Source organism: Xenorhabdus sp. PR6a (assembly GCF_028599065.1).
Taxonomy (GTDB): Bacteria; Pseudomonadota; Gammaproteobacteria; order Enterobacterales; family Enterobacteriaceae; genus Xenorhabdus; species Xenorhabdus doucetiae.
Window position 1 is genome coordinate 107,272 of the sequence record NZ_JAQRFJ010000002.1, and the last position, 20,560, is coordinate 127,831.

17 protein-coding genes are annotated in these 20,560 nt (G+C 42.4%); 8 read left to right on the forward strand and 9 right to left on the reverse strand.

Annotated features, from left to right (window positions below):
- Nucleotides 1–52: 52 nt before the first annotated feature.
- Nucleotides 53–538, reverse strand: coding sequence for a methylated-DNA--[protein]-cysteine S-methyltransferase (locus PSI15_RS01135; RefSeq protein WP_045969512.1), 486 nt, complete (start codon nt 536–538; stop codon nt 53–55).
- Nucleotides 539–1,648: 1,110 nt separating this feature from the next.
- Here PSI15_RS01135 and proV point away from each other — a divergent pair.
- The 8 genes from proV (at nt 1,649) to emrB (ending at nt 9,997) form a co-directional block, all read left to right on the forward strand.
- A complete protein-coding gene (gene proV, locus PSI15_RS01140; RefSeq protein WP_273581930.1) occupies nt 1,649–2,851 on the forward strand; it encodes a glycine betaine/L-proline ABC transporter ATP-binding protein ProV in 1,203 nt (400 codons plus the stop codon).
- Entirely contained in the window at nt 2,841–3,917 is a 1,077-nt protein-coding gene (gene proW / locus PSI15_RS01145; RefSeq protein ID WP_273581931.1) for a glycine betaine/L-proline ABC transporter permease ProW, read from the forward strand. Before proV ends, proW begins: the two co-directional genes overlap by 11 nt.
- 33 nt (nt 3,918–3,950) lie before the next feature.
- Nucleotides 3,951–4,988 carry a glycine betaine/L-proline ABC transporter substrate-binding protein ProX gene (gene proX, locus PSI15_RS01150; protein WP_443256053.1) on the forward strand — a complete coding sequence of 346 codons (1,038 nt, stop codon included), beginning with the start codon at nt 3,951–3,953 and terminating at the stop codon, nt 4,986–4,988.
- 206 nt (nt 4,989–5,194) lie between these two features.
- Nucleotides 5,195–5,986, forward strand: a complete 792-nt coding sequence (locus PSI15_RS01155; RefSeq protein ID WP_273581932.1) for an AzlC family ABC transporter permease — start codon at nt 5,195–5,197, stop codon at nt 5,984–5,986.
- Between the two features lie 7 nt (nt 5,987–5,993).
- On the forward strand, nt 5,994–6,329 hold the full coding sequence (gene ygaH, locus PSI15_RS01160) for an L-valine transporter subunit YgaH (RefSeq protein WP_273581933.1): 336 nt from the start codon (nt 5,994–5,996) through the stop codon (nt 6,327–6,329).
- Nucleotides 6,330–6,458: 129 nt separating this feature from the next.
- A complete protein-coding gene (gene mprA, locus PSI15_RS01165) occupies nt 6,459–6,974 on the forward strand; it encodes a transcriptional repressor MprA (protein WP_273581934.1) in 516 nt (171 codons plus the stop codon).
- Between the two features lie 242 nt (nt 6,975–7,216).
- Nucleotides 7,217–8,446 carry a multidrug efflux MFS transporter periplasmic adaptor subunit EmrA gene (emrA, locus tag PSI15_RS01170; RefSeq protein ID WP_273581935.1) on the forward strand — a complete coding sequence of 410 codons (1,230 nt, stop codon included), beginning with the start codon at nt 7,217–7,219 and terminating at the stop codon, nt 8,444–8,446.
- 9 nt (nt 8,447–8,455) lie between these two features.
- Nucleotides 8,456–9,997, forward strand: coding sequence for a multidrug efflux MFS transporter permease subunit EmrB (gene emrB / locus PSI15_RS01175; protein ID WP_273581936.1), 1,542 nt, complete (start codon nt 8,456–8,458; stop codon nt 9,995–9,997).
- 191 nt (nt 9,998–10,188) lie between these two features.
- Here the strand turns inward: emrB and PSI15_RS01180 are convergent, their stop codons facing one another.
- The 8 genes from PSI15_RS01180 to PSI15_RS01215 all read right to left on the reverse strand — a co-directional run bounded on the left by PSI15_RS01180 (nt 10,189) and on the right by PSI15_RS01215 (nt 20,557).
- Nucleotides 10,189–12,600, reverse strand: coding sequence for a GNAT family N-acetyltransferase (locus PSI15_RS01180; RefSeq protein WP_273581937.1), 2,412 nt, complete (start codon nt 12,598–12,600; stop codon nt 10,189–10,191).
- On the reverse strand, nt 12,600–13,913 hold the full coding sequence (locus PSI15_RS01185) for a lysine N(6)-hydroxylase/L-ornithine N(5)-oxygenase family protein (protein ID WP_273581938.1): 1,314 nt from the start codon (nt 13,911–13,913) through the stop codon (nt 12,600–12,602). Before PSI15_RS01185 ends, PSI15_RS01180 begins: the two co-directional genes overlap by 1 nt.
- Before the next feature lie 57 nt (nt 13,914–13,970).
- The gene (locus PSI15_RS01190; RefSeq protein ID WP_443256058.1) at nt 13,971–15,503 is read right to left on the reverse strand and encodes a pyridoxal phosphate-dependent decarboxylase family protein; all 1,533 of its coding nucleotides are present in this window, start codon (nt 15,501–15,503) and stop codon (nt 13,971–13,973) included.
- Nucleotides 15,504–15,764: 261 nt separating this feature from the next.
- Complete coding sequence (gene fhuF, locus PSI15_RS01195; RefSeq protein ID WP_273581940.1) at nt 15,765–16,532, reverse strand: siderophore-iron reductase FhuF; 768 nt, start codon at nt 16,530–16,532, stop codon at nt 15,765–15,767.
- An 89-nt stretch (nt 16,533–16,621) separates the two neighbouring features.
- Complete coding sequence (locus PSI15_RS01200) at nt 16,622–17,437, reverse strand: ABC transporter ATP-binding protein (RefSeq protein ID WP_273581941.1); 816 nt, start codon at nt 17,435–17,437, stop codon at nt 16,622–16,624.
- On the reverse strand, nt 17,437–18,474 hold the full coding sequence (locus PSI15_RS01205; protein ID WP_273581942.1) for a FecCD family ABC transporter permease: 1,038 nt from the start codon (nt 18,472–18,474) through the stop codon (nt 17,437–17,439). The genes PSI15_RS01200 and PSI15_RS01205 overlap by 1 nt, the downstream gene beginning before the upstream one ends.
- Nucleotides 18,475–19,485, reverse strand: coding sequence for a FecCD family ABC transporter permease (locus PSI15_RS01210; RefSeq protein WP_273581943.1), 1,011 nt, complete (start codon nt 19,483–19,485; stop codon nt 18,475–18,477).
- Nucleotides 19,472–20,557, reverse strand: coding sequence for an iron-siderophore ABC transporter substrate-binding protein (locus PSI15_RS01215; protein ID WP_273581944.1), 1,086 nt, complete (start codon nt 20,555–20,557; stop codon nt 19,472–19,474). Before PSI15_RS01215 ends, PSI15_RS01210 begins: the two co-directional genes overlap by 14 nt.
- Nucleotides 20,558–20,560: the final 3 nt, after the last annotated feature.

Genomic DNA, 20,560 nt, shown 5'->3' on the forward strand with positions numbered 1-20,560 from the left:
TGATTGATTTTATACGCCAATGGTGATTTCACAAATAAATTAGCGTTTTATTTTAATTCTGTTTACTTTTCTCCTTTCTGTTTTTTTCATGATCGAGTAGCCACCCTTTGATATCCAGCCCACCGGTATAGCCAACCAATTTACCGTCATGCCCAATCACTCGATGACAAGGCACAATTAATGAAATAGGATTGCGTGAATTCGCCATACCGACTGCACGACAATAATTTACCGATCCCAACGTGAGTGCCAATTGTTTATAACTCCACATTTCGCCATAAGGAATGTGACAAAGCTGCTGCCAAACGCGCTTTTGGAATTCAGTTCCCTGCATACTTAAAGGAACGGTAAATGTGAGCCGCTTCCCTTTGAAATATTCCTGTAATTCTTTCGCGCACTGCTTGGTAATCGTGCTTTTTGATTCTGATGCTTTCTTTTCGTTGACGAAATAGATACTGGTTACTCCTTCATCGTCCGCAGTGATATGTACATAAGGCTTGGGAAATCCTTCTGGAGTATTCAGGTAATGATGATACATAAACTACCTCCATTTAATTTATTATTAAAAATTTCTGTACTAGCCTAAAGCTCTCATTCATCAATTTGCAATGATGAATTCGGTTACACATCTGACAATTTGATAAAGAAACCATCGCGCCCTCTGACAATTAAAATTATGGCTCTGCCAATAAGTTATGACACTTTATTTTTAATGTCACCTGTTTAAAAAAGACTTAAACACCATATATAGACAAAATAATTAAACTTACCACCATATATAGTGTAAATTTCACAAATAAATTACCTCAATACAATACACATATGTTAGATTTTATTATTACTAATTAATATTATACCCAGAAATTTTACCAAAAGCGTTATCATTTATGGCAAACAAAAACAACGATCAGGGGATAATTCCCCTAAAAGAGATACACTACACTGCCGGCGATGAACACAATGGTACGAACAAGCCCGTTATACCCAATCATTAAAAGCGTTAACGCACAAACTGTGTGAAACCCATCCGATATAATGGATTTCAATTCACAATGTGTGACTCTACATAACCATTTAACTATGTAATTATAGATAATTTCTAAAGCTTTCACCTATTTTTCAGTTCTCTATCCATAAAGTATACCGTTTGACGCAGCAAGAAATAATTTTTAGCTTGCAGACAGTTCATCCGTTATTTCACTAGCCCTTAGATATTAAACTCTGTTCTATTAACGTATTGCTTAATATCAGATATACTGATAACCTGATAATTAAAACAATTCATGATCATCTATTTTAATTTTCTGAAAAACTTCAAAATAAGCTAAAAATATAAATTAAACGCTACTGAACAATATTATAAATCCACTTCACACTACAAAAAAACCCTTGATAACAAAAAGATAGAAAAAATAATCCTAAAAAACCTCATATTCAAAGTTTAATTTGATAAATTAATATCAAAAAAATCACTTTCTAATTCCAATATTACGTCACGAGAAAACATCACTTTTTTATTAATGACTTTTAAATAAGGGGTTGTCAACATATTTCAATATGCTAGGGTATATATTGGTAAAATAGCGCTGGAGTAATTGACCGAAATATATCAACAACCTATCATCAACAACAGGAAAATATTTATTTCATGACAATTAAACTTGAAGTTAAAAATCTCTATAAAATATTTGGTGATAACCCTGAGCCGGCATTTCAGCTATTAGCGTCTAGCCTCAGCAAAGAGCAAATATTTGAAAAAACAGGTCTCACCGTCGGTGTTCAAGATGTCAATCTGGCCATTGAAGAAGGCGAAATATTTGTGATCATGGGATTATCGGGTTCAGGTAAATCCACACTAGTACGTCTTCTCAATCGTCTGATTGAACCCACCAAAGGCCATGTACTTATCGACGGAGAAGATATTTCTACCATCACAGAAACTCAGTTACGGCATGTTCGCCGTAGTAAGATCAGCATGGTTTTCCAGTCTTTTGCGCTGATGCCGCATTTGAATATTCTGGAGAATACCGCATTTGGCATGGAGCTTGCGGGCATTCCCAAAGAAGAGCGCCATCAAACAGCACTTGAAACGCTGAAACAAGTCAACTTGGAAAGCTACGCCCTATCCTATCCCGATGAACTTTCCGGTGGTATGCAGCAACGTATTGGGTTAGCCAGAGCCTTAGCCAACAATCCCGATATTCTGTTAATGGATGAAGCCTTCTCAGCCCTTGATCCGCTTATCCGTACCGAAATGCAGGATGAATTATTGCGCCTGCAAGGGGAACATCAACGCACGGTGGTTTTTATTTCCCACGATTTGGATGAAGCCATGCGTATCGGCGATCGCATTGCCATCATGCAGGGCGGTGTTGTCGTTCAGATCGGCACACCCGATGAAATCATGAATAAGCCCGCTAATGATTATGTCAAAACTTTTTTCCGTGGTGTGGATATCAGCCATGTTTTCTCAGCGAAAGATATTGCCCGCCGTCAGCCGGAGACTCTGCTTCATGTCGCAACAGGTTTTGATCCTCGTTCTGCGTTAAAAGTGCTGGATAATGAAGACAGAAACTATGGCTATTTGATCGAAAAAGGCCAGAAGTTTGTTGGCGTGGTCTCTGTCAACTCCCTGCAACAAGCATTGGCAGAAGAAAAATCCATTAAACATGCCATATTGGAAAAACCAACCGCCGTTGCGGCTGATATTCCGCTGAATGAATTGATATCCACCGTCGCACAATCTCCCTGCGCCGTTCCTGTCGTCAGTGATAATAGTCGTTATTTAGGTGTCATTTCCAAAGGAATATTACTACAGGCCTTAGATAAGGAGGCACCCAATGAGCAATAACTCACCACAGACAGTCACTGATCCCACAGCTGGCAGTGATCCCTGGATGGACAGTACCACGATTTCTCCCCCATCAAACTCTGATTGGCTAAATCCATCTGCAACCGATATCCCGCCCGAACATTTTAGTCTCATGTCACCTTTTCAGCATAAGCTCATTCCGTTTGATTCATGGGTGACCCATATTGTTGATTGGGTTGTCGTACATTTCCGGCCTGTTTTTCAAGTCATCCGCGTTCCGGTAGATTTTGTCCTCAGTGGTTTTGAACAATTCCTGACAACCTTGCCGCCGCCCATCACCATTTTGTTTTTTGCATTACTGGCCTGGCAACTTGCCAGTGCAAGAATCGGCGTGATTTCCTTAATTTCACTGATCATGATCGGCGTAATTGGCGCATGGTCAGAAGCCATGATCACAATGGCTCTGGTGCTGACTGCCCTGCTGTTCTGCATTATCCTTGGGCTGCCCCTGGGGATCGGTTTAGCGCGCAATGAACGGCTAGCCAACATTGTTCGCCCCTTACTGGATGCCATGCAAACTACGCCTGCTTTTGTTTATCTGGTTCCCATCGTCATGCTGTTTGGCATAGGTAATGTCCCCGGCGTCATGGTCACAATAATTTTCGCTTTACCACCCATTATTCGCCTGACAATTTTGGGCATAAAACAAGTTCCATCAGATTTAATTGAAGCCGCCAGATCATTTGGTGCAAGCCCACGGCAGATGTTGTTCAAAGTTCAACTTCCGCTGGCGATGCCCACAATTATGGCGGGTGTGAATCAAACATTGATGTTAGCCCTTTCTATGGTCGTCATTGCTTCCATGATTGCGGTTGGCGGCTTGGGGCAGATGGTATTGCGCGGTATTGGCCGTCTTGATATAGGATTGGCCGCCGTTGGTGGTACAGGGATCGTCATTCTTGCCATTATCCTTGATCGCCTGACCCAATCTTTGGGGAAAAACCATCGTACCCGAGGAGGACACTGGTATCACTCCGGACCAATCGGGTTACTTAGCCTGCTTTTTTTTAAAATCATGCCAGTCAAAATACTCCCTAAAAAATGAGATCCGACCTGACAACAAAAGGAGGAAACCATCATGCGCATAATCACCTTATGCCAAAAGACGATGATTAAGAGGATAATTTTTGGCGCACTCTTAATCGCGTTCATCAATCTTTCCTTATCACCTGCGGTATCTGCAACTGAACTTCCGGGCAAAGGTATCAGTGTGCAACCGCTACAAAGTACCATCAGCGAAGAAACATTTCAGACTTTGATTGTCTGCAAGGCTTTAGAAAAACTCGGTTATGATGTCAAACCGATCAAGGAGGTTGATTATAACGTCGCGTATACTTCCATTGCTTCTGGTGATGCCACATTTATGGCTGTCAATTGGGTACCACTCCATGATGCCCCATACAACGCTGCGGGAGGGGATAACGTCTTCTATCGCAAGGGAAATTATGTTGTCAATGCAGCACAAGGTTATCTGATTGATAAGAAAACAGCCGAAAAATACCACATCACCAATATTGCCCAATTAACAGATCCTAAACTGGCCAAACTGTTCGATAGTAATGGCGATGGAAAAGCAGATTTAACCGGCTGTAATCCAGGGTGGGGATGTGAAAAAGCGATCAACCGTCAATTGGATGCGTATGGATTGAAAAACACCGTGAAACATAATCAGGGCAATTACGCTGCCATGATGGCTGATACGATTGCCCGTTATCGGGAAGGTAAGCCGATCCTCTATTATACTTGGACACCTTACTGGGTGAGTGATGTACTGAAACCCGGAAAAGATGTTATCTGGCTCCAAGTACCTTTCTCTGCCCTCGGTGAGGGAAAAACCATCGATACGCAGTTGCCCAACGGCCGTAACTATGGCTTTCCGCCCAGTACCATGCATATCGTGGCAAACAAACTATGGGCAGAAAAGAACCCGGCTGCGGCGAAACTTTTTGCGGTGATGACCTTACCGATTGCGGATATCAATACGCAAAATCGGAATATGCATAGCGCTAAAACGTCAGAAGCTGATATTGAACGCCAGGCTGAGGGCTGGATCGAATCGCATCAGAAAACGGTGGATAGTTGGCTAAAAGCAGCCAGAAAAGCCGCCGCGGATTAAAGTATAAATTCACTTTTCTTTCACGCTGTACAGATAGCCGTGTAAACGTTAACAAAAATTCACGGCTATTTCCCCCTACTCTTTTTTCACAGCTAATCTCTTTGTTCTCAATGATGTTATTTAAATAATTTATCTATTTCATATTTTCACTTTCACCATATTTTGTTAAGGTTGTTTTATCTGTTAACAAAAAAACAAAATATTCCATGCCAATGCCTGATAAATCTGCACCTGATATACCAGTATCTGAAGTATCAGAATCCGGAACCCCCCTACCAAACACCGTTTCTTCATTTAGAGAAGGTATTTTTGATAGTCTCCCTATCGCGATTGGCTATATTCCCATTGCTTTTGCATTTGGCTTAAGCGCCACTAAACTGGGGTTTACGCCCATAGAAGCCATATTCTTTTCATGTGTCATTTATGCCGGAGCCAGCCAGTTTGTTATCACGGCCTTACTGAGTGCAGGCATGTCATTGTGGATTTCTGCCCTGACGGTAATGGCAATGGATATTCGCCATATTTTGTATGGCCCTGCCTTGCGCTATCGCATCAAACAGAAACTGTCGAACAAGAAAACCGTGATTTGGGCTTTTGGTTTGACTGATGAGGTTTTTGCCGCAGCAACCACCAAACTGATTAAAGACCAACGAAGTTGGAGTGAAAACTGGATGGTCGCCATCGCAATATGCTCCTGGCTTTCATGGGTGTTGGGAACTGTAGCAGGCGCCATATTGGGTAATGGCTATCTGAGCTCTTACCCAGCCGTTGAGGCCGCTATGACATTTATGCTTCCGGCGCTATTTTTAAGTTTTTTATTAGCCTCTTTCAAAAAACAAAATACTTACTGTGTCGTCGCTTCCTTATTGGGCGCTCTCATGGGTATCACCTTTTTTTCAATACCCATCGCCATTCTTGCGGGGATCGTGGGGGGATGTCTAGCCGCTCTTCTGCAAACGAAAAACGCACAATTAAATATCAATACTTCACATGATTAGTCCATTTATGATTGATAATAAGATACTTTTTATCGGCTTGGTTGTCGGTGCCGCCAACTTTTTATTCCGCTATCTTCCCTTGCGTTTGGGAAACAACCACTCACCGACAGGAAATAAGGGGAAAATAGGGATCATCCTCGACAGCATTGGTATTGCATCAATTTGCTCGCTTCTCATCGTTTCAAGCATTCCTGACGTCATGAAAGAGCACAACAAACTTTTTCCGACACTCATTGGCTGCCTAACTATCTGCCTGTTTTTCTACAAAACACGAAGCATCATCATTTCAACACTGTCTGGTGCCGTCATTTTTGGGGTAATATTCAAGGTATTTATGAATTAGGTATCAATATTAAAAGAAATGTGATGATAATAAATAACTATAATTGCTAAATTTAACTTTTAATATAGTATTCGTATGGTTTTTAACATAAGTTACTTTACCGGTTGAAACTAATAAGGTATCTAAACAATGGAAAGTTCATTCACTCCCACAGAAGAGTTACTTAATTGCCGCGTAGCACAGCAAAAAAGTTTACCCTACCAAGAGATCTTACTGACTCGCTTATCCATGCATGTCCAGAGTAAACTGCTGGAGAATCGCAACAACATGCTGAAAGCACAAGGAATCAATGAAACCTTGTTTATGGCTCTGATGATTCTGGATACCAAAGAAAGTCGTAGCATTCAGCCATCAGAACTGAGTGCTGCATTAGGCTCTTCCCGTACCAATGCAACCCGGATTGCAGATGAATTAGAAAAGCAAGGTTGGATAGAGAGAAAAGAGAGCCATAACGATCGTCGTTGTCTCCATCTTCATCTCACAGATAAAGGTTCAAATTTCTTGAATAGTTTACTACCACCTCAGCACGATTGCCTGATTAAACTTTGGTCTATTCTTGATCTTGAAGAGAAAAAACAGTTAGAAAAGTTGATGAGAAAAATCCTGGGGCAATTAGATAATATTGGGGATTGTTTAAGCAAGTAATCGCTCTTTCTTTGAACAATTTTGCATCAAGAAAATGTGTTATCGCAATATAATCTAAAAAAACTTTCCTGCTAGCCTGTATCATCAGATACTTCATGTGGCTGGCTATTATCTTCAGATAATAATTAAATCCATATCGTTCGCCCCTTCCAGTAGTGTAAGCGCACACTACTGGAAGCATGTTATGTCCTGTTGAAACCACACAATGAAGAATAAGTTAAGAACAAATACGGAGAATCTCCATGAGTATGAGTGAGAAAGCATCACTTCCATCCAGCGAAAAAACGCTATCCTCAAGCGAAAAGCCATCACCTTCAGGGGTAGAAAAAGAGGCTAAAAAACAAAAACGCCGCCGTATCATTGCATCATTAACGTTATTCTTCCTTCTGCTTGGGGCAGGTTATACCGTTTACTGGTTTCTCACTTTACGTTACCATCAGGAAACTGATAATGCCTATGTCACCGGTAATCAGATACAAGTCATGTCACAAATGGCAGGCAGCGTCGTGACTGTCAATTTTGACAATACTGATTTTGTGAAAAGTGGTCAGTCCCTCGTCCAGCTCGATCCTCGTGACGCCGGCCTCGCTTTGAAAAGAACTGAAAATGAATTAGCCAATACTGTCCGAATCACTCATCAACACATGATAGACAGTAAAAGATATCAAGCCATCATTGAATTGAAAAAAATTGCCCTGAGAAAGGCTCAACATGATCTTAAGCGAAGGGAAATATTGGGAACTCAGGACTTGATTGGTAAAGAAGAACTGCAACATATGCGCGAAGCTGTTTCTGCTGCCCAAGCTGAACTGGATGTCGCGACCGCCCAATACCAAAGCAACCAAGCCATTATTCTGGATACACCATTAGAAAAACAGCCAGCTATCGAAAAAGCCGCTTCTGGTGTTCGTGATGCCTGGCTTGCCTTGCAGAGAACCCATATTGTCAGCCCAGTTGATGGTTATGTCGCTCGCCGCAGCGTTCAGGTAGGTTCCCGTATCAATTCAGGTACCCCATTAATGGCGATTGTGCCTGCCAACAAGATGTGGATTGAAGCTAATTTCAAAGAAACCCAGCTGGCAAACATGCAGATTGGGCAACCCGCTAAAATTATCAGTGATTTTTATGGTGATGATGTCGTCTATACTGGCAAAGTGGCAGGAATTGATATGGGAACCGGCAGCGCCTTTTCCCTATTACCCGCGCAAAATGCCAGCGGAAACTGGATTAAGGTTGTGCAACGTTTGCCAGTTCGTATTGAACTTGAGCCAGAACAATTAAAACAGCATCCCCTGCGAATTGGGCTATCAACCAAAGTTACCGTGGATACCGCAAACAGTCATGCAATTGTCGTGGCAGCCAGTGAACGTTCCCTCCCCGCCTATCATACTAATGCCTTAACAATCGATATGGCGCCAGTAAACAAAATAATTACTGACATTATTAATCGTAATTCAGGGAATCAAATTTAAGGGGGAGTCATGGTAACAAGAGAACCGTTTACAGGCGCGAAACTCGCCTTTCTGACCCTTTCACTTTCCATGGCGACTTTCATGCTGGTTCTTGACTCTACCATTGCCAACGTCGCCATACCGACGATTGCGGGTAATTTAGGTGCGTCAAGCTCACAAGGAACCTGGGTAATTACCTCTTTCGGTGTCGCAAATGCCATTTCCATTCCCATTACTGGTTGGCTGGCGAAGCGCATTGGCGAAGTGAAACTGTTCCTCTGGTCTACCGCAATTTTTACTCTGGCATCTTGGTTGTGTGGTCTTTCCAACAGCCTCAGCATGTTGATTTTTTTTCGTGTGATGCAAGGGTTGGCCGCAGGTCCCGTCCTCCCTCTTTGCCAAAGTTTGTTGCTGAATAACTATCCATTGGCGAAACGGAACATGGCATTGTCGCTGTGGTCAGTAACAATTGTTGTTGCCCCCATTTGCGGGCCTATTCTGGGCGGCTATATCAGTGATAACTACCATTGGGGATGGATCTTTTTCATCAATATCCCGATTGGTATTGCCATTATCTTTGTCGTCATGCAGCTATTGCGTGACCGCGAAACCAAAACCGAAATCCGCCCCATCGATATTACCGGATTATTTTTGCTGGTAATTGGCGTAGGCAGCCTGCAAATTATGCTTGACCAGGGCAAGGAACTTGATTGGTTTAATTCCACCGAGATTATTGTCCTTGCTATTACTGCGGTTATCGCACTTATTTTCCTGATTATATGGGAACTGACTGATGATCATCCGATTATCGATCTATCCCTGTTTAAGCAACGCAATTTTTCCATTGGTACACTGAGTATTAGTCTCGGCTTCATGATGTACTTTGGTACGATTGTTTTATTGCCACAACTATTGCAAGAAGTTTTCGGTTATACCGCAACTTGGGCCGGCTTTGCGGCCGCACCTGTAGGGTTTCTGCCCCTGTTACTGTCACCCGTTATTGGCAAGTTTGGCCATAAGATAGACATGCGCTATATCGTGACATTCAGTTTCATCACTTATGCTATTTGCTTCTATTGGCGGGCTTATGCCTTTGAGCCGGGCATGGATTTTGCGGCCGTTGCATGGCCTCAGTTTATTCAGGGACTTGCCATGGCATGTTTCTTTATGCCTTTGACAACCATTACATTATCAGGGTTAACGCCGGAACGCATGGCTTCCGCTTCCAGCCTGTCAAATTTTACCCGTATATTGTCGGGTTCAATTGGAACATCCCTCACAACCACATTGTGGACACAGCGTGAATCGATGCACCACTCGCATCTGACAGAATACATCAATCCATATAACCCTAATTATCAGCAAGCACATCAGCAACTGGCTCAATTGGGCATGAATGATGAACAAATATCAGCTTATCTGGCAAAACAGATCACACATCAAGGATTAATTATCTCTGCCAATGAGATCTTCTGGCTTTCAGCGGGTATATTCTTGGCCTTGACGTTATTGATCTGGCTGGCAAAACCGCCTTTTTCTCCTGGCGGTAAAGATCACGGGGGAGCACATTAAACTGATTACCTTGAATCTATTCAGTAAACTGACTTTAACGGAAGTATTTGCTCCCGTTATGAAACATGTGGGTTTAAACATATTAGAAGAAAAACAATTGCTCAATCACATAATCTTTCTAAATAAATTTTCATAATAGTGCGAATTTGCAATCTTGTCCCGCGCGCCGCGCGGGACAAGATTTACTCCTATCATTTTGAAACGCTATTTAGGTTCTTAACAAATTGAGCTATTGGATTCACTAAATTATCCGCAAACTTAAAACTCTGAGCCGGATCAGACAAATCGAGCATCTGACGATTGTTAGCAATTTGCAGGCGATTCAAACAACAACGTTTAATTTCTGGAGTAAACAGATCATAACGCTCAAACTGTTGGCTAAATTCTGGATGCTGAGATTGGTAACTCAAAATACAATCCGCCACCCTCTGCCAAAATTGTTCTTGCGCATACCCTGCCTGTTCATCAAGGATTGCCGCTAGATAACGAAATACACCATCGAATACATCGGACAAAATCGTCAGTGTTTTCATTTCTTCCGGCATATTAACTTTCACGCGGCTGGCTTTTTCTGGCAATTCTGCGTCAGGGTCCATAACCAGGATCTCTTCTGCCAAATCTTTCATAAAAATATATTGTGGAATGTGGTTTTCCAACACCATAATAATATTTTCGCCGTGCGGCATAAACATCAGGTCATAAGCATATAAACAATGCAATAAGGGTAAGAAATAGCAATTTAGATAACGACGAATCCATTCGTCAACTTGCAAACCAGATGCCGATATCAAGGCGGGTAAAAAAGCCTGTCCATGTTGATCGTAATGCAATAATGCAGCCATCGTCATCACATTTTGGTTCGGCTCAATCAATTGCAATGGATTTTCTCTCCACAATGCCGCCATCATTTTCTTATAAGGCGTATCCCCCTGAATAGCTTGCTCATAATAACTATTTCTGAACCCTATACTGGCAACTTCTCGCAAAATTCGAAAGCCATATCCTTGTAAAACTTGGTCTTTTTGTACCAAATCAAATAGCCAATCGTTGATACCAGGTGTTGTCGCCATGTAATAAGGTGATAACCCCCGCATAAATCCCATATTAAGGATAGAGAGAGCCACTTTGACATAGTAACGTTGAGAATGACTACGATTAAACAGAGTTCGTATTGACTGCTGCGCCTGATAAACATCAGTTCCCTTGCCTAAGTACACCAATTTCCGACTGGCAAGATCATGAGCAAACACCGAGGGTAATTTATTTTGCCATTGCCACGGATGGAAAGGCATCAATAGATATTCTTCCGGGTTCAGCCCCAACAAAATAAGTTGATGGTTAAATTTATCAATCTCAGATTGCCTCAATTCCTGCTCTAGCAGTTGTTGGTAACTGAGTTGTTCAATGCAAGCAAAATGAGCTTTACTTTTATGAGCAGCCAGCCATATCAAATGCATTTCTGAAGCAGATTCAGGGCTAAAATTCTGGAAATCTTCTGCATCAAAGCCAATGCGCCCATTATTGGCAACAAAAATGGGATGTCCTTCCATCATTTCAGCTTCAATCGTCTGAAAGTCCGCATTAACCAGATCTTCAACACTGATGCCATCACGACGATGCTTAAATGCGCTGCTATGCAGGGTACTGGTCAATTCTTCCAAATAAGTCGGCATCACACTATCACTGATACCCAGTTGCGTTTTGAATTCTATGACAAAAGCAATGAGATCCGGTTCAACCCAATCACCTGCTTGCATTTTTCGCAATGAATCAGCATCAATAAACCAGTGATCCAAAGCGAGTCTGCGTGCTCGAAAGTAATAGTTAACGGTGTGTTCATGGTTATCTAAACGATAACAGTGATAACCTTCTTTATCGGTTTCTTCTGTCACTTGCTCTGGAGACAATAAACATTCATGGGTAAATTCCGAAATAGCTTTGCGTAAATGCAGACGATTAACTTTCTGCCAAATCGCCGGATTTAAATGATTCACAAAAGAATGGTTTTGATTTGTCAGTTCCGATAACTCATCTGTATTTAATGCCATTTGATGCTGTTCCCTCGTGCAAAATGCCAACCCTGCCATTTTGTGTGGCAACTGTACGGTTCTTTCGTAAACAAAACCCGCTCGTAAATTAAGACGATGAATTTTTTCATTTCGGATATCCGGTTCAACGACAATTCGTTTAGTCGCAGGGTTACTGAAAATAAAAGCAATGACTGTCTGGAAAATTCCCCACGTAAACTGTCTGATTTTTCGTTCTGACGGGGCAACCAGAATATGCATCCCCATATCACCAGAACGAGCTGGGTAATATTTTCCTATCAGATCTTCTTGTGCACGGTAGCATTCCAATAAAAAAGCAGGTTGCCCTTGATATATTCCAATGAAGACAGAATTAGGCTGACGAGTCAGCAGCTCTTGATAAAAATCATTGACTTGCTGTTTAGTTTGACCCTGCATTCCCCAATAATAGGCATAATCCCGATTAACCCAATCAGTAATCACTGCAATATCATTTGCTAAAGACAGCGGACGCAAGGAAAATGTCCCCAACTCAGGAAACGTTTTTTCAAATAATACAGTAGCAACAGTAGACATCAGATAACCTCTTCACTAACAACACCAAATTGTTGGAATGCAATGCTTTTCTCTATCACATAATGTTCATTTCCCGTGATTTCTTGAATTAAACGAGAGTTTCGGTAGCTCGCCATTCCCAAATCAGGTGTCACAAAACCGTGGGTATGAAGTTCAACATTCTGTACGAAAATTTCATTGTTACGGTCAATGCTATAATTGCGTTGAACATCATAGCGCCCTTTCTCATCCCAACGGATAAGATGCCGTATATCCTCGATAAAATCAGGCGTTTGATATTGATAACCTGTAGCAAGCACGAGACCCTCTGTTGCCAAAGAAAATTCGGCTTCCTGTTCTTGCTGGAATAAATCCAGCACCAATTTTTCTGCTGTATCTGAACCTGTTGCTATATGACGTACTTGCCGTAATTCACTATTGGTATACAACGCGGCATTCAATTTCCCATTCAGCCGCTTAGTGTACATCAAATCGAAAATTTCATTGATGAGTGAGCTGTTAATACCTTTGTACAGCGATTTTTGCGTACGATTCAGCGCATCACGCTTGTTTTCTGGCAAACCATAGAAGTAATCCACATATTCAGGTGATGTCATTTCCAATGTGAGCTTGGTATATTCGAGAGGGAAGAAACGCGGGGAACGCGTTACCCAATTGAGCTGATAGCCGTAAACATCAATGTCCCCAAGCAAATCATAAAAAATTTCCGCTGCACTCTGCCCACTTCCCAGCACAGTGATGGATTTTTTCTTCTGTAACGCGGATTTATTTTTCAAATAACTTCCTGATGTCGCTATCCATTGGGTAAAAGGTCTACAACATTTTGGAATATAAGAAGAAGGGCCTGTTCCGAGTACTAACTTTTTGCAAAAGAATTCATGTTTTTCTCCCGTTATTGTATCTGCGCAGTGCAAAACATAATGCGAAGATGCAGCGTCATGACTGATACTTTCAACACGGGTATTAAAACGCAGATTAGACAACTGCTCTGCTGCCCACTGGCAATATTGGTTATACTCTTTGCGCATCAGGAAAAAACTTTCCCGAATGTAGAATGAGTAAATACGACCTTTCTGCTTAATATAATTAAGGAAACTCAATGGATGCGTCGGAGATGCCAATGTCACCAAATCCGCCATAAAGGGCGTTTGCATTGTTGAATTTTCCAACATCATACCTGGGTGCCAATCAAAAGCGGGTTTCTGATCAATAAACAGGCTGCTAACCCCTGATATTGGCTGTACCAAACAGGCTAATCCCAGATTAAATGGGCCAATTCCAATCGCAATAAAATCATAAATTTTGGTTGTCATAACCACTCCTCATCAATGCCATTTATTTGGAAAACAACTTAATTTGAAAAATAATAATCATTGTTTTCCAACGAATTCACTACTGGAGAACACAATATCTGTCAGTAACAGATTTCCCTGAGCAACTATCTCATCCACAATTTCTTGCAAGTGCTGCTGAGTCGTTGCTGGATTAAGAAAAGTAAATTTCAGATATTGCCTCCCCTCGATTTTTGTTCCGGCAATAATGCAATTTCCTTCTCTAAGCAACGCCTTACGGATATCAGCATTGAGGCGATCAAGATGATCTTCAGAAAGTGGTTGCATTGGCATAAAGCGAAAAACCAATGTACTCAACACAGGTTGATGAACGAGTTCAAAACAAGCGTATTCTTTCATCAAACGATATGCGGTCTGCGCCGTATCCAGTACCTTGTCAAATGCCTGACCAAGTTGTTTAGCCCCCATAATTCGCAAAGTCAGCCACATTTTTAGGGCATCAAAACGACGGGTCGTCTGAATACTTTTATTCACCAGATTGGGGGTGCCTTCCTGAACTGCGCTCAGAGGATTCAAATACTCTGCGTGGTAAGTCAGATGGGAGAAATGTTGTTTATTTTTGATAAAAAAGGCACTGCAACTCACTGGCTGGAAAAAAGATTTATGGTAATCCACTGTGACAGAGTCTGCCCGTTCTATCCCCTGAAGCAAATGCGTATGGCGGGATGAAACTAATAACCCACCTCCATAAGCCGCATCAACATGCAACCATACACCATACTGTTGTGCCAGATCAGCAATCGCAGGTAATGGATCAATACTACCGAAATCAGTTGTGCCTGCCGTTGCCACAATGGCAAAAGGAATATTTCCTTCCTCAAGACACTGTTTGATACAAGCCTCCAACATCTGAGGTGACATACAAAATTCATGATCATGCGGAACCGAAATAACAGAGTGATATCCTAATCCCAGTATCGCCGCTGCTTTCTGTGTGCTGAAATGGCTAACAGATGAAGTGAATATACGCAATTTATGAAAATCAGCGGGCAAACCATGCAATTGATTTTTATGCTCTGGATTACGCTGATGACAGAACCAATCCCGTGCCAATAACATCGCCATTAGATTTGATTGGGTTCCACCACTCGTGAATATTCCATCGGCTTCTTTTCCCAACCCTAATTTCTCCAGCGTCCAATCAAGGATTTTTTGTTCTATCAATGTCCCACCAGCACTTTGATCCCATGTATCTACTGATGAATTGATAGCGCCAATTATTGTTTCCGCAATCACGGCGGGTAAGACAAGTGGACAATTCAGGTGAGCGACATATTTAGGATGATGAAAATAAACCGCATCTTTAATATAAAGATGTTCTAATTCTTCCAAAGCCAGATCCCAAGAATCCAATGGATTATCCAGATTTACACTGGAAAATAATGGTGATAATTCCTTTGGAAGGACTCCACTAAATGGTTTGTTTGTCTGTCGTAATATTCTTTTAATCTTAACAATAGCCTCATAAGCATTTTCTAAATAACGCTCGGCATTATCCCCATTAAACAAATATTGATAAAAATGGCCATCTTCCAAATAACCACTTCCCATTAAAGGTGTCTTTTTAGCCAACGGTTCGGCAATAATTTGAACTTTGTCAGGCATTATATATCCTTAATTTTTATATTCTCTATATTTCAAGTTGTCAATTTTCTGGCTGTGAACCTAAGAACATTAAATATCTTAGATAATTGCTCGACATTATTTTTAAAACATTAAGTGCCCTCATTAGCTAATGAGGGCAAAGATATATCATCAATCCATGATGATTTTTTATTTTCGTAATAAATAGATATAGATGGTTTTTACTATTTACGCCGTCGATTCAAGAGGACAGTCGTGACAATTTCCCACTCCGGGTAGTTTATTTCTTTGGCAACAACAGCGGCGTTGTATTGCATTGTTTTTCATAATCACAGTTCGATAAAGCGGGTTGTCCCTGCCATCAGGCAGAGTTTGTTCAAAGAAAAGATCCTGGATTAATCTATCATATTGTTCTTTATCCATTCTTTCTTTAAAATTATTTAAGTACCAATGCATGACATAGCCAATGTTATTCCACAATAAACGTCCATTTATTCCTCGATAAGATTCAATCTTCTCACATACAGGTATAATGTGCCGATCTAACATAGAATGATAACGTTCCAATAAAGAAGCAGATTCATTCAACCATGTTAATTGGTAATAAACAACATTTGGCCGGCCTGTTTCATGAAACTCAATTTGAAAGAGACTATAATCTGTATCAACAGGCTGCGGGTATTCCAATAACATGAGCATCATTGGCGGAACAATTAATCCAAAATACCACTGAGCCCATAAAGAATAAAGTCCTTTCTGATTTGGCTTTAACTCATTATGACTATAATATGAATCTTGGTAGCTTTTTATCAATAATGGGAAATTTTCATCATTCGACCATTGATAAAACCCCATACTTTCTGACGGAATATTTTCTGAGTTTATTTTTATTGATGAATTAAAATGATCAAATGCACCATCAAATAGGTTAGTGATATCTTCAATCGTTATTTCAGATGCCACCTTAATAGAGTTCTGATTATTTTCGTTTGTCATTCCATACTCTCCTATCACCTATTATCAACCTTAACCTATACCTAATAAACTTCAAGTTGAATCTTCAAGTACGCTGAGTCTATATCCCATCATTCATTGATTTTATATTTAGGGATAATCAATGGCTTATTAGATTCAGGATCACGAATAATCCGGCATGCCAAACCAAATACAGCGGCAATATTCTGTACTGTGACAATTTCCTCTGGAACACCTTCAGCATAAACCTGACCTTCTTTCATCATAATTAGGCGCGAGGCATAGCGCAGAGCCAGATTAATGTCATGTAAAACCAATACCAGCGTTTTGCCTTGTTGATGCAAACGCTGACAAAGGTCAAGCAGTTCAATCTGGTGAGAAATATCCAAATAAGTGGTTGGTTCATCTAACAAAATAATCGGCGTCTGTTGTGCCAACGTCATCGCAAACCAGGCACGCTGACGCTGGCCTCCTGACAGCTCACTCACTAAACTTTGCGACATATCCCATAAATCCACCGCTTTCAGCGCATCATTAACCACTTTCTCATCTTCTGCCGACCACTGGCGCAGGAAAGATTGATAAGGATAGCGCCCGCGAGAAACGAGATCATAAATAGTCAGTGCCTCAGTGATGGCGGTACCTTGCGTCAGCAATGATAACTCTCGCGCAACGGATTTAGGTTTATAACGGTGGATATTAGTTCCATCCAGCAAAACTTCACCACGTTGAGGCGGCATACTGCGACTGATCGCCCGCAGTAGTGTTGATTTCCCACATCCATTCGGGCCAATGATGACACTAAATTCACCGTCATGAATGGCGAGGTTAACGCCATCAATAATGGTTTTTTTACCATATGCCAGTGAAAGATCATGGGCTTTTAACCGTGAAGTCACTTCTGGGGAATAAGCATCCGATGACATTATCGCGTTCTCCTTAATTCGGCATACAGTAAATACATCAAATAAACGCCACCCACCATCGCCGTGATCACACCGACGGGCAAACGCGCTGTCGTTGGTAATAACAGGGTCATTAAATCAGAAACCAGCATCAACAAAGCGCCTACCAGTGCCGTGCAAAATAGTGCAGAGCCTTTATTCCGTACCAGTCGTCGGGCAATTTGAGGAGCAGATAAAGCGATAAATGCCACTGGCCCGACAACTAATACCGACATGGTAGCAAAAGTCACTGCGAGTAATATGCTGACTATCTGGATAAGTCGCACGGGTACGCCAAGGGTATTGGCGATATCATGGCCCAAATGGGTATAGTTCAATTGCCTGCCCAGCCAAAATAAAACGGGAATAAACAACACCATGCCGCTGATCAGTGCCACATTTTGCCAGTTTTGACTGGCAAGGCTGCCTCTCAATAATGCTTTCAGTTGTTGAGCTTGCTCAAGGCGAATATTCGAAGCGGCAAACTCGACAACCGCCGTGCACAGTGCAGCAATCGCAATTCCCGAAATAATAATCTTGTTAGCCTGCATATTGCCAATGCCGGCACCACTGCCGAGATAGATTAACAATACGGCAATGATAGCGCCTGATAATGCCCCCACTGGAACAGGCAATACATCAGGCCAAACCACCATTGCCATGACAATACCGACTGCCGCTCCACCGTTCACGCCGATAATATCTGGACTACCGAGTGCATTACGGGTCGTAAGCTGAAACAGGGAGCCGGAAAGTGCCAATGTTATTCCGGCTCCGATTGCGACTAAGGCTCTCGGTAAGCGGATCTCTGTTAAGATAAACGCTTGATAAGGGGTTTCGGTCAGTAAAAAAGGATTATCCATCCCTTCCCTGCCCATCGCTAAAGAGAGATAAAAAAGCCCCACAATCAGCAACAACATGGAAAAAACGATTCTGCTGACCTGCCACTCAGGTGCGATAAAAACAGCATTTCCCATCTTGAATGTTTTCGTTTTTGGCGAATGAATCAATGTCATCATTTACTCCGCCATCATCTTTTGGGAGCGACTTTTCGCCACCAGATAAAGGAGAGGCGCCCCAATACTCGCCGTAATAATGCCAACCATGATTTCTTCCGGCGCTATCAGTAATCGGGCAACGATATCGGATATCAACAACAAACAAGAGCCAGCCAGTAGGCAATAAGGCAGCAACCAGCGAAAATCATTACCCACCAGCGCCCGCATTAAATGAGGGGCCGCCAGACCAACAAAAGCAATTGGCCCCGCCATTGCCGTCGCTGCCGCCGCTAGCATGGTGGCACTGAGCAAAGACACTATTCGGGTTCTGGCAACATTAGCCCCCAATGAACCCGCGATCCCTTCGCCAAAAACCATCACATTCAGGGAAGCCCCCAAGGAAAGCGCCAATATCACGGCCAATAACAAATACGGGATCAACAAGCTGGCTTCACTTAATGACATGGCGCTTAATGAACCCATCGACCAAAAACGATAGCTGTCCATTACCTGTGGAGACAGCAAGATGACGCCTTGTACCAGTGCAAACAGGCAAGTATTGATGGCGGCACCAGTTAAAACCAATCGGACGGGGTTGGTATGACGTGATCCCCCACTGAGCAAGTAAAATAAAAGCGTGGACAGGCCTGCACCGATAAATGCTGTCCAGAATCGAGGGATGCCATCTAGAACCGGAATAAAAGAGAAACATACCACTGTTGCCGCAGCGCCCGCATTGACGCCCAACAACCCAGGATCGCCCAGTGGATTACGCAATAATCCTTGTGTGACTGCCCCCGCTAATGCCAACGCTGCACCCGCCATTAACCCAATCAGGGTGCGCGGTTCACGCGTATTGATCACTAAATCGTAATAACTGCCACTCTCTCCCCACCAGTAATGGTGCCAAACGGCCGACAGCGGCAATGATTTGGAACCCAGACTTAAGCTGGCAGCCATGCAAAAACAGGTCAACACGACCATGAATACTAACCCCAAAATAAGGGCGGTTCGCCGTTTAGGGTTCATCATGTTTGGCTATCTCCTGCTTCAATAATTCCTGTTTTAACAGCGGCATAAATTTCGGCAATCCCCAGCGTAAACTCAGCGGGGAACCATAGGACATGGACATAACAATTGATTGATCGGTCAACGGAATATATCCCCCCTGCTTAACCGCACGAATGGAACGAAATAGGGGTTGGGCTTCCGTCTCTTGACGCTCTTTTTCACTGTTATACCAAGTGACCAGAATATCTGCTCCATTCAGTAAGTCGGCGTTCTCCAAACCGATATTGGCGGTAAAATTGCCAAAAGGGGCAGTCAAAGAATCGGCCAATGAAAGCAGGGATAAACCAAGGTGCACCAATGTATCAACACGAGGATCATTTTTAACGTAGATCGATAAGATATTACTGGTCGTTCCCGCTTTAATATAGGCAAAATGATAACGTGCAATATTCGGGATGGTGTTTCCCGCCTGAGTCAGCATATTATCCAGTTCAGCAATCAGTTTCTTACCTTGTTCTGTTTTATCCAACGCTTGCGCTACCAGCGCAATCTGCTGCCGGGGTGTTGTTTGCCACGGTTTTTCTGGATAGGCAATGACGGGGACAAAATGGGATAAGTGATCGTAATTTTCCTGCGTAATACCCGATTGTGTTGCCAGAATGAGATCCGGCTGCAAATTGATGATCTTTTCAATATCCAATTCAGGATACATTTCAATAATGGCGGGCAATGTTGCACCACGACGCTCAATTTCCTCTCTGAACCACGGCAAATAACCGTCAGAATCTCCACCCCAGCGATGGGACTCAATACCAATAGGAACAATGCCCAAATCCAATAGGATATCTTCTGACCCCGTTCCCAATGCCACAATCCGTTGCGGCGGTTGGTTAATCACCGCCGTGCCCAGCGCAGTGGTAACGGTTTTCGGATAACCCACGGTATTTGTCGGTAATTTGTTTGGCGTTGTCGCGTTATCACAACCTGCCAGCAAACTCACCAGTAATATCAACGGTACGGCGACCCGCATTCTGCAACGCGTCAAAGCCATTGCTTGTTGTCTAACTTGTTGCCCAAATAGATAAAAATACATTGT